This window comes from Nostoc paludosum FACHB-159 (assembly GCF_014698835.1).
Lineage (GTDB): Bacteria > Cyanobacteriota > Cyanobacteriia > Cyanobacteriales > Nostocaceae > Nostoc > Nostoc paludosum.
In genome coordinates this window covers 16,534-27,582 of record NZ_JACJTU010000072.1, presented here as the reverse complement: position 1 = coordinate 27,582, position 11,049 = coordinate 16,534, and the positions used below count along the sequence as shown (strand labels likewise).

The 11,049-nt window shown below is 48.1% G+C and carries 8 protein-coding genes; 7 read left to right on the top strand and 1 reads right to left on the bottom strand.

Features of this window, described 5'->3' with window-relative positions; genetic code table 11:
• Positions 1-644: ATP-binding protein (locus H6H03_RS35375; RefSeq protein ID WP_190959682.1), on the bottom strand; the 644-nt coding region annotated here is incomplete at its 3' end.
• A gap of 376 nt (positions 645-1,020) precedes the next feature.
• On the opposite strand from H6H03_RS35375, the gene H6H03_RS35370 reads away from it, so the two are divergent.
• The 7 genes from H6H03_RS35370 to H6H03_RS35340 all read left to right on the top strand — a co-directional run bounded on the left by H6H03_RS35370 (position 1,021) and on the right by H6H03_RS35340 (position 11,036).
• On the top strand, positions 1,021-2,004 hold the full coding sequence (locus H6H03_RS35370) for an NAD-dependent epimerase/dehydratase family protein (RefSeq protein ID WP_190959681.1): 984 nt from the start codon (positions 1,021-1,023) through the stop codon (positions 2,002-2,004).
• A 287-nt stretch (positions 2,005-2,291) separates the two neighbouring features.
• The gene (locus H6H03_RS35365; protein ID WP_242058140.1) at positions 2,292-2,984 is read left to right on the top strand and encodes an alternative oxidase; all 693 of its coding nucleotides are present in this window, start codon (positions 2,292-2,294) and stop codon (positions 2,982-2,984) included.
• Positions 2,985-3,048: 64 nt separating this feature from the next.
• On the top strand, positions 3,049-3,237 hold the full coding sequence (locus H6H03_RS35360; RefSeq protein WP_190959680.1) for a hypothetical protein: 189 nt from the start codon (positions 3,049-3,051) through the stop codon (positions 3,235-3,237).
• Positions 3,238-3,286: 49 nt separating this feature from the next.
• Positions 3,287-4,669 carry an efflux RND transporter periplasmic adaptor subunit gene (locus H6H03_RS35355; RefSeq protein ID WP_190959679.1) on the top strand — a complete coding sequence of 461 codons (1,383 nt, stop codon included), beginning with the start codon at positions 3,287-3,289 and terminating at the stop codon, positions 4,667-4,669.
• Between the two features lie 10 nt (positions 4,670-4,679).
• Positions 4,680-7,931, top strand: coding sequence for an efflux RND transporter permease subunit (locus H6H03_RS35350; protein ID WP_190959678.1), 3,252 nt, complete (start codon positions 4,680-4,682; stop codon positions 7,929-7,931).
• Positions 7,921-9,144: a proton extrusion protein PcxA gene (locus H6H03_RS35345; RefSeq protein WP_190959677.1), complete on the top strand. Its 1,224-nt coding sequence runs from the start codon at positions 7,921-7,923 to the stop codon at positions 9,142-9,144. Before H6H03_RS35350 ends, H6H03_RS35345 begins: the two co-directional genes overlap by 11 nt.
• A gap of 197 nt (positions 9,145-9,341) precedes the next feature.
• On the top strand, positions 9,342-11,036 hold the full coding sequence (locus tag H6H03_RS35340; RefSeq protein ID WP_190959676.1) for an alpha/beta hydrolase: 1,695 nt from the start codon (positions 9,342-9,344) through the stop codon (positions 11,034-11,036).
• Positions 11,037-11,049 lie beyond the last annotated feature (13 nt).

Here is an 11,049-nt window from a genome sequence, read left to right as displayed (position 1 = left end):
AGTTTTCCATTCAAGCTATCTGGCAGGGCAATATCTTCTCCTTGTTCCCGTAGTAAAAAAGGCAGTATGCTTTCTAGCCACTCTTCTAAGGGCAGTGCATTTTGCAGCGATCGCCACACCACCACTTCAAACTCAGGTTGAATCTGCTGCACGAATTTAGCAGCCAGAGTGCTTTTGCCAATGCCACCAATTCCTAACAGCAAAACCAATCGACATTGTTCCGCCAATACCCACTGTCTGAGTTTTCCCAGTTCTTCTGTGCGTCCACAAAACAGAGCGGTATCGATCGCACCGCCCCAATCAAGTTGGGATTGTTTCGGGACAACCTGGGATGGATGCGCTGCACTGCGATCCCCTGATTCGTCAGGGGCACTTTTGGGTCGGGCATAATCTTTTTTGCTTAACTCTAAGTTAAAGGCTCGGAATGCCCACTGCAACGACTGCTTATCAACGGGTTCTGTACATCCCAACACTTTAACGATCGTGCTCAGAGATAAGTTCATGCGCTCACTCAGTTCTTCCAGAGTGAAGCGATCTCCGGCATTCTCGCTGAACTCTGCCTGAACTTTTGCCGTTTGGAACCGATCCCACCCCTGTGCCGTCAGGACAACTCCTCGATGGCGTCTATTTTTTTGCATTGGCATTAAAATTACTCGGAGCGAGTGTGTACCGATCTGCTTAGATTTTGAGGAATTGATTTGAATTGAGCTGCTTAAGTCGAACTTAAGTTAAGGGTTATCTTACCAAACTTATCTGGGCTAATCTAGCCGATCGCCCAAGAATAGGAACAGCTTAGTCAGAACCCTGCAAAACCTATTTGCATCAATTTCTACAAGCACTGCAAAACCAACAATACGGGAAAAGAGTATTAACAAAGCAAATTAGAAGATTGTTTAGCTGTAATCTGGCACACCTCTAGACAGCCAACAGAGGAGGAATTGTGCGATTAGAGGTGTGTATCGATACGAATGTCAAAGGCTTCACTGGTTTAAGCCAAAGCGTTCTTTAGGAGATTTATTGATGAAGATTTTTGTTGCAGGCGCAACCGGAGCGATCGGTCGTCCGTTGATCGCACAATTACTTGCCAACGGTCACAATGTTGTTGCATTAACCCGTTCTTCAGAAAAAGCAGAAACGCTAGCCCAACAGGGCATAGAATCCGCGAGTCCTTCGGAGTTGCGTTTCGCAATCGCCGATGTCTTCGACCCAGATTCCATTAAAGCCGCAATTCTCCAGGCTCACCCCGAAGTCGTGATTGAGCAGCTTACTGCCTATCCCAAAACCTACACCCGCGAGTCGATGAGTGCTGCCACCAAGTTCAACACACGCATCCGGTTAGAAGGGGGTACAAATGTGCTAGCTGCCGCCCAAGCAGCCGGAGTACGGCGTTATCTAAGGCAGTCGATCGCATTTTGGGCAGTTCCCGGTTCTGGATTGGCAGACGAGGAAACGCCCCTCGCGTTTGATGGTTCGCCTGCGGTTGCTGCCGATGCTCGCGTGGTTACAGAGCTTGAACGCCGTTTGTTGGAAGCACCCGATCTGGAAGGAATTATTCTGCGCTACGGCTTCTTCTACGGGTCTGGCACCTGGTTTGCCCCTGATGGTGATGTTGCCAATCAGGTACGACAGCAGCAATTCCCGATCGTGGGCAATGGCGAGGGGGTTTGGTCGTGGTTGCACATTGAGGATGCGGCGATCGCCACCGTATCAGCGGCAGAGCGAGGCAATCCTGGCATTTATCTAATCGCGGATAATCAGCCCTTGAAGGTACGCGAGTGGCTACCTGTTTATGCTCGATGGCTGAATGCGGCACCACCACCTCAGGTATCTGTTGAGGATGCGATACAAATCGGGGGAGCGGATGCGATTTATTACGGCACTCAAATGCGTGGTGTGTTGAATGCTAAAGCAAGACGGGAATTAAATTTTCAACCACGATCGCTGGAATGGCTTGTTAAATCTGCTGCTCATGCCAATGAATCGTGTAAGGAGGATAAAAGATGAAAGTTGCTCGATGACGTATAACCCCCAATTACCCATTGGCTAAGGATTTGCTGGACGTAATGGTAGAGCGCTGGCAGATGATACACTCGACTTGATATTAAGCCTACTTGCCAATGCTCCTTTCTCCGATCGCGTTAGCAAGCCAGATGGTTTACGCACTCACTTTCCCTACTGGGTGGAAGCAAACACAAAATAAGTGGCAGAACCACACTTGAAATTGGTAGCAGCACGAATCAACTACCAAGCCATAAAACTCTGATAGGTGTCTGATTTTGGAGAAATACATCATGAAAGTTTTGATTCGATTGATCGTCAGTTTTTTCGTCTTTATCGTCGATGTTGTTTATGGCAACCGTTCCTATGCCCGGTTTTATGTGTTGGAGACAATTGCCCGTGTGCCTTACTTCTCCTACCTCTCGGTGCTGCATCTCTATGAAACTCTGGGTTTCTGGCGTAGAGCAGATTTGTTGAAAGTCCACTTTGCCGAAACCTGGAATGAATTACATCATCTACTGATTATGGAATCACTGGGAGGCAATCGCTATTGGGGCGATCGCTTCCTCGCACAGCATGTTGCAGTGGCTTACTACTGGGTCGTTGTACTGCTTTATGTGCTGTCTCCCATGTACGCTTATTACTTGATGGAGTTGATTGAAAATCACGCTTATCACACGTATGACGACTACTTAAACGCACATGCAGCGGCACTGAAAACACAACCAGCTCCACAGGTGGCGATCGAGTACTACCGTGATGGCGATCTCTACATGTTTGAAGAAGTGCAAACAACAACCGGGGGAACGTTTCGTCATCCTCAGGTGGACAATCTCTACGACGTGTTTCTCAACATTCGTGAAGATGAATGCGCCCATGTAAAAACGATGGAAGTACTCCAGGAACCGGATGCACGGCAAAGCTTCTATAGTCCTCATACCGTTTTTACGGCAGCAAAAGCATTACCGATCGACGCAGAGCTTTGATCAGAACCGCCCTTTATGGATGGAAGCCTAACCCTTTATTCAACTCTCTAACACCTTTAAAGCGATGAATACCGATATCTGGAGGAAGCTATGGGCTTTTCTCAATCAACCTTTATTCGATCAAAGTTCAGCAAACCTTCAACGGCTAGAACGCTGCTGGGATATGCCCTACAACCAGGATATTCAATTTGATTTGCAGCTGCTAGAACGCTGTTGGAACAAGTCGTGTATTAAGCCGGAGTGCGATCGCTAACTCACAAGATCGGACTGATTTTACCCTATCCTTTACCCGGTAACTTGCAATGAGAATTCCATCTATCCATCTCCCGCTTCCCTCTCCACATGGGAAACCCTTAAAACCAAAGTTGATTACGACGGGCATCATCCTCAGCGTGAGTTGCTTGGGTGTAGGTTTGTGGTATTGGCAGCATATCACTAAAGCCGAAACTCACTCTGCTGACGCTGCTGAAACGCATCCGTTGACGGTGCAGACGGTGGTTATCCACCAGCAATCCGTCCCAGAAGATCGGGCGTTGACTGGAACCGTGGAAGCGATCAATTCTACAAAGTTGACCTCTCGCGTAACTGGACGGGTTGAACAACTGTTGGTGCAGGAAGGAACACCCGTTGAAAAAGGACAGATCATCGCGATTATTGATGTCTCTGACATTCGGGCAAAACAACAGCAAGCAGATGCCCAAATTATCGAAGCACAGGCAGCCGTTGTCACCGCCCAAGCCAACCGTCGCAGTGCGCTAACCCAGGTGGATGCAGCACGGGAAAAACGCAGCGAAGCACAGGCATCACTGCTGGAAGCACAGGCAGAGCTGGCAGATGCTCAACTGAACCAAAGCCGGATGGCTCGGCTTTTTCCAGAAGGAGCCATTCCACGAGTAAACCTGGATTCAGCCAATACGCGAGTTGAGATCGCGCAGGCAAGGATTCGCCAGATTGAGGCAACGATCGCGCAGGCAGCATCAACGATCAGAACTGCGGAAGCTGGCGTTGGAGAAGCAACCGCTGGTGTAGACCAGGCACAGGCGCGAGTGACCCAGGCAAAAGCCACGGCGCGGGAGATTACCGCCAATTTAGACTACGGAGTGGTGCGCGCCCCGTTTGCGGGTGTGATTACAAGAAAACAGGTGGAAATTGGCGCGATCGCCGGGCTGAGCCAACCGTTGGTGAACCTGGAAAATGGGGAGCGTTTACGGTTGAGTGTGGCAGTTCCAGAAACACTGATTGACAACGTGCAGTTAGGGCAATCGGTGACGGTACACATCGATGCGTTGAACCGCGAAATGTCTGGAAAAGTCAGCCAGATTATTCCATCTGCTGATCCGCAAGCACGCAATTTTATAGTCAAAGTTGCACTGCCTTCTACAATTAATTTGATCTCTGGGATGTTTGGTCGGTTGCAGTTGGAGAGCAGCGATCGCACTGCTTTGATCATTCCCAAAAATACGCTGGTTGAGCGGTTGGGAGTTTCTGGTGTGTTTAAGGTGATCGATGGCAAAGCCCAGTTTCAAACCGTCACGGTGCATCCTATCAATGGCGATGTCGTCGAGGTGTTTGCTGGAGTAAATGAGGGCGATCGCTTGATTCTCAATCCAGACTCAGGCTTGCACGAAAACACTCAAGTTACTGAGTCAGAAGTGAGTGAGTCCAATTATCAGCAACCTAGCTAAGGAGCGTCTCATGTCGAATAACTCTGGTGCTAAATCTCATGGGCTGGTGGGTCGAATCACTGCCTACTTCATCAACTCGCAACTAACCGTTTTACTGGTTATTGCCCTGACCCTGTTCAGCATTGGCACCGTAACGTTGGTGTCTAAGGAGGAAAATCCTCAGATTAATGTGCCGGGTGCAACAGTGACGTTTACCTATCCGGGTGCCCCTGCCAAGGTGGTGGAAAAGAGCGTCACAGCCATCATGGAATCGCGCATTCGGGAATTGGAAGGAATTGACCACATCTATTCCACTTCGGTTAATTCAGGCAGCGAAATTGGTGTGCAATTCGTTGTTGGCACCGATTGGGAAAGATCAATTTTTAATTTGCAGAATCAATTATTTGCCAGTCAAGACCTGTTGCCATCTGGTGTTACCTATGAAGTGCAGTCTAAACGCACGGATGATGTACCGATCGTCACCCTGACCTTAACAGGAAAAGACTACAGCGACAATCAACTGCATCGCGTCGGCGAACGCATCCTGGAGGAATTACGCAAGATTCCAGATACAGGAGTCCTGTCTATCAACGGGGGGCAGCCCCGCATGATTGCGGTAGACCTGAACCCGGATAAGCTGGCAAGTTATCAGCTATCTCCTGGAATGATTGCTCAATCGCTTCAGGCTGCCAATAGCAAACTGCCTGCGGGAGATGTGTCGGATGGTCAAACTCGCTTATTCATTGAAGGTGGCTCGCTCTTTGAGTCTGCTGACGATGTTGCTCAAATTATTGTTGGGTTTAGCAGCGATCGCTCTCCCATTTATCTACGCGATGTTGCTACGGTTCGAGATGACTTTCGCGATCGCACCTCCTACTCCCGGATGCACTTCCGTCCCGACTACGAGTTGAGTTCACCCCAGCCGCACCTTAAGGACCGACCCAGCGATGCTTTCGTCAGCCAATCCGCAATTACCATCGGCATCGCCAAGAAGAAAGGGACGAATGCCGTTAGCGTTTCAGAGCAAATCTTTCATAAGCTAGAAGAACTCAAACCTGAGTTGCCTGCTGGCGTGGAAATTGCCGTCACCCGCAATGACGGTTACACGGCTGAAGCTACTGTAGAAAACCTGTTTCACGAATTGACGGTGGCGACGGTGGTGGTCGTGGTGATGATGATGTTGTTTTTGGGGTGGCGCGATGCTCTAATTGTTGGGGTTGTAATTCCGCTCACCTTGGGCACCACAATTGGCATTGGCTATCTTACGGGGCATACCATTAACAAAGTCGCGTTGTTTGCGCTGATTATCTCGATTGGGATTCTGGTGGATGATGGGGTGGTAGTGGTTGAGAATATCCATCGTCGGTTTGAACTGAAACCCCACTTAACCTTTCAAGAAAAACTGGAAGAGGCGATCGCGGCAGTCAGTGAAATTGGGGCACCAACGGTTCTAGCCACATTTACAGTGGTGTTGGCATTTTATCCATTGCGCTACATCACGGGATTAGTAGGTCCTTATATGGCTCCGCTGTCCTTTAACGTGCCTATTGCCATGATTTTGAGTTTAATTCTGGCAATCACGGTCACGCCTTACATGGCTGTGCGCATGATCAAACTGTCTCATTCCCATGAGTCACAGGATTTACACTCCACACGCATTTACCGCTGGTATTCCGCGATCATGCAGCCGTTAATGGACTCTCACAAACGCCGTCGGTTTGTCATCCTGACTGTTACGGGGTTGCTGGTGTTTACACTCACCTTTCCATTGACCCAGTCGGTGAAAGTGCGCGTGCTGCCAAAGGGTAATGATTCTGATTTTCTCGTGCAAGTTGATGCACCTTCGGGAACTGGGTTGGAGCAGACAAACCAGATTGTGCAGGAGGTCGAAGCTGTTTTGCAACAACAGCCTGAAATCATTAATTTTGAAACATATATCGGAACCTTTGCTCCGGTGGATTTTGCTGCCTCGTTTAGAGGCACGTCCAACCGAAGGGAAAAGCATAATGCTGAGATCCGAGTTCATGTTACCGATAAGGTGGCGCGATCCATCACGACCGAAAATCTGGTGATTCAGTTGCGTCCCCTGCTGACAGACGTTGCCTCCCGGCACCAAGCAGTGGTCAAGATCCTGGAAAAGCCAGCGGGTCCTCCGCAGCGAGCGACAGTACTGGCAGAAATTTATGGTCCTGATGTTGTGCAACTCCGGGAACTGTCAAAACAGGTGCGACAGGTTTTTATCGGTACAAAGGAAGTCGTGGATATTGACGACTCGACCCGCAACCAAATCCCACAAATGCAGTTAACCGTGGATCAAGACAAGGCAATGCGAGCAGGCATCACTCGCACAGACGTTGCCCAAACCTTGAATATGCTGTTGAAAGGATCAGATGTTTCGACTCTGAAAATTCCGGGTGAAATTCTCCCCATTGGAATTCAACTGCGCTTTGCGGCAGAATTTCGCCGCAGTTTGGATAACCTGGCTCGAATTCAACTGCCAACGTCTACAAGGGCGCTGGTGCCACTGAGCGAGTTAGTCAACCAACAGCCCGCGATCGTAGACCAGCCCATCTTTCATAAAGACCAGCAATCCGTGGTCTATGTCACTGGAGAAATGGCAAACCGTTCCTCCATTTACGCAATCTTCGATCAACTGTTTTACTTTATGCGCCATCCCCTGCCTGCTGGCTATTGGATTCAGTGGGACGGAGAGTGGAAATTGACCACAGACCTATTCCGCGATATCGGTTTGGCTTTGACCGCTGCCACAGCCATGATTTACATGCTGCTGGTTGGACAATTCCATAGCTTCAAAATTCCCCTGATCATCCTGGGCAGTATACCGCTGTCGCTGATTGGCATCCTAATTGCCTTTGCGCTCAATGGTGCTTACTTCAGTGCCTTATCTTTGATTGGCGTTATTGCTTTAGCGGGAATGGTAATCCGAAATTCGATCGTCCTGTTGGAATTTATCCAAGAACGATTGCGGGAAGGAGCCGATTTACAACACGCCATTTTGGAAGCAGGAGCCGTCCGATTTCGTCCGATTTTGCTCACCAGTTTGGCGGCAATTTTGGGCAATGCCCCGATTCTACTCGACCCTGTTTGGGCGGGTTTGGGATGGACCATTATCACGGGGATGATAGCCTCTTCAGCCCTGACGATGGTGGTGATTCCGCTAATTTACTATGTCGATCGCATGAAGCGATCGCAACCCTCAGACGAATCACAGGACAGCGATCGTGCTCAAGACAACACGGGAGGTGAAAGCTATGCATCGTAATGTGTTTAAGCAGATTCACCAATGGATTGTGAAAACACCCCTGCGATCGCTCTCGGAAGCCTACAATGCAGCTTTGGCAATTCAAGCAATTGAAGAGAAACATTTCGCAGGTCAGGCAATTGCCAAAGATTCAAACTACACCGATGCAGCATTCAGCTACTTTCGGAACGAACGAGAGTCCTATCTGCAAATCATCCGCTTGCGACTGGCTGAATTTAGAACCAGTAACCTCATTTCAAACCTGCTTCATACTTCGCCAGAACAACGCTTGTCTGGAATGAGCCAGGACAGCGACGAGGGCGTGATTCTGGAAAAATTGAACCTGATTGAATCTGTTTTGGCAAGATACGACACTCAACGGCAATTAGAAGCAACCATTTTTTCTCAAACGCAAGACCAAGAAGCCCCGTCCGAGTTTGGTGAAACAGGTTCGCTTCAAAGAATCCGATCGGGTTCCGTGTTCGATACGGCAAGCCAAATTAAGAAAGAACTGACTCCTGAATACGAACGAGAAGTGCTGTACGAACTGCGTACTGCTCGTAAGCGAACCATAAGAGCCATTCGGTTTTTGATCTTGCTCATCGTCATTCCATTGATGGTTCAGTTTGCAGGTAAATCGCTCTTGATTGAGCCACTCATTCATCACTTCAACCATTCTCCTCAAATTGTGTTGATGGGTGAAGCAAAAGAACGAGCATTGCACGATCTCGCTCAGTTTAGAGAGAGCCTGGAATTTGACACATTAGTGAATGACAGTCATCAAAGCCCGAATTTAGAGCAAGAACTCAAAACCGAAGCCAATCGATTACTGGAGCGTTACAGCGAGGAAAGCACGGAGGGCATCAAAAATCTGTTTGCAGATGGGTTAGCATTCGTGATCTTCATCGCACTAATCTACTTCGGTCGCCAGCCAATGATCACCCTCAAATCTCTAATTGACCGGGTTTTTGTGGGATTAAACGATGCAACCAAAGTGTTTCTGATCATTCTCTTTACCGATATGTTTGTAGGTTATCACTCGTCTCACGGTTGGGAAGTTTTACTGGAAGGCATTGCAGAACATTTTGGGTTACCCAGCGATCGCAACACCATCTTCCTGTTTATCGCAACCGTTCCTGTCATGTTGGATGCAACATTGAAATACTGGATCTTCAACCATCTCACTCGCAAGTCACCTTCAGCCGTTGCTGTTTACAAAACAATGAACGAGTAATCAGAGTAATCTCTTCATGGTGAAAGCTGCTCGTCATGGTACAAACGCTCCTTGTTTGCTTCCCGAAGTTGTTTCTGATGATGATTGTGACTTGTTGAAGCCTGCCTAATTTTATTGCTTGATTTTCGGGGTTGTTTTTCGTCTTTTTTATACCCCCTGAACGCTTACCTGTATTCTGAATCTGATTGAAGGTGAATATGAAATTACTGACCCAAGCTAAATGTATTCATAAGCAGCAAAAAATCATAGCCAATCCTGATAGAAAGCTACTAGCAAAGTTTGGATTGGTTCTGGGGGGAATGGTTTCTGCGATCGCATCTGCGATTCCTGCTTGCGGAGCCGAACGAATTTCGTTTTACTATGCACCGTTTGGGCAGTTTGATCTGCCTGTTAATTCATTAGAAACCTTTGCTAAGAAGGGAAAAATCGACAGTGATTTTGCCTATTATGCCAAATTTGCAAATTCAGAGGAATTAGCAAGTTTGCGAGATTTATTGCAACGACGTTTTGATGTCACCCCAACTTTAGTCTCCCAGTTTACCTACTCTCCGGTAGGAGAAACGGTAATGAAGCGGTTGGGAAATGATTTTCAAACAGGTTCTCAACAAAATGGGTTTTATGCACTGCGATCGGCATTCATCTTGGCAGCAGCAGACCCCGATGGCTTAACGCTGGTGAATGTGTTACGGAAATATCCCAGCCATACGATTTGGTTTAACTTGCCCCGTGTCCGTGGAATCGTTAGCAGTCTGTCAGGAATTTTGAAACAGCGAGATTCCCTAATTGCCGCGATTCAGCAAGATGCGATCGCTCAGGCATCTCAGACACCCATTGATTTTTCCCAACGCTCTGATTTGCGAAAAGGTGGATCTTTTACCTGGCAAAAAGAAACGCTGAACCTGAACGATCAATCCCGGAATCGTCAACTGCTAGTGGATTTTTACCTACCTCAACCAAAAAACGGGGATGTTAATCCAACCCCGATTCCAGTCATTGTGATTTCCCACGGGATAGCATCCGATCGTCAGAGCTTTGCCTATCTGGCAGAGCATCTTGCATCCTATGGATTTGCGGTTGCTGCCATCGAACACCCCGACACCAATGCGAAAAAGTATCAGGATTACTTTTCGGGATTAGCAAGTCCGCCTAGCGCAATGGCAGCAATCGATCGCCCGTTGGATGTGAAATTTTTATTGGATGAATTACAACGGCTTTCCCAATCTGATTCCAGGTTTCGAGGACGGTTGAATCTCGATCGAGTGGGCGCAATCGGTCAATCTCTTGGCGGATATACGGTACTGGCATTGGCGGGCGCTGCCATTAATTTTCAGCAAGTACACAAGGATTGTAATCCAAATAACTCCCTGAACTTATCGCTGTTGATTCAGTGCAGAGTTGACGAGTTAGCCCCCAAAGACTATTTGCTCAAAGACGATCGCATCAAAGCAGTGATTGCCATGAATCCCCTCGATAGTACCGTATTTGGGCAGTCGGGATTAGAGCAAATTAAAATCCCGGTGATGTTGGTTTCAGGAAGTGATGATATCTTTGCTCCGGCAGTCCCCGAACAAATTCGCCCCTTTAGCTGGCTAACAGCATCCGATAAATATTTGGTATTAATGGACAAAGCAACTCACTTTTCGCTGCTTAAAACGGATTCAGGACGCGGAGTGCTGCCCGTTCCACCAGAGTTTATTGGCCCCAATCCGGCGATCGCTCAGTCTTATGCAAAAGCTCTGAGTGTTGCGTTCTTTAAAACCCACATTGCCAATCAACCAGATTACCGTTTTTACCTGAGTGCTTCTTACGCCAAGTCTGTAAGTCAGTCCCCGATAAACCTTGAACTGGTGCGATCGTTTGCATCTACCAATGCCCTGTTAAACAAGAAATAGTGAACAAGGCAAA

Excerpts from the sequence above, each read along its gene's own strand:
- H6H03_RS35370 (WP_190959681.1), top strand. The coding sequence starts at position 1,021 with ATGAAGATTTTTGTTGCAGGCGCAACCGGAGCGATCGGTCGTCCGTTG.
- H6H03_RS35365 (WP_242058140.1), top strand. The coding sequence starts at position 2,292 with ATGAAAGTTTTGATTCGATTGATCGTCAGTTTTTTCGTCTTTATCGTC.
- H6H03_RS35360 (WP_190959680.1), top strand. The coding sequence starts at position 3,049 with ATGAATACCGATATCTGGAGGAAGCTATGGGCTTTTCTCAATCAACCT.
- H6H03_RS35355 (WP_190959679.1), top strand. The coding sequence starts at position 3,287 with ATGAGAATTCCATCTATCCATCTCCCGCTTCCCTCTCCACATGGGAAA.
- H6H03_RS35350 (WP_190959678.1), top strand. The coding sequence starts at position 4,680 with ATGTCGAATAACTCTGGTGCTAAATCTCATGGGCTGGTGGGTCGAATC.
- H6H03_RS35345 (WP_190959677.1), top strand. The coding sequence starts at position 7,921 with ATGCATCGTAATGTGTTTAAGCAGATTCACCAATGGATTGTGAAAACA.
- H6H03_RS35340 (WP_190959676.1), top strand. The coding sequence starts at position 9,342 with ATGAAATTACTGACCCAAGCTAAATGTATTCATAAGCAGCAAAAAATC.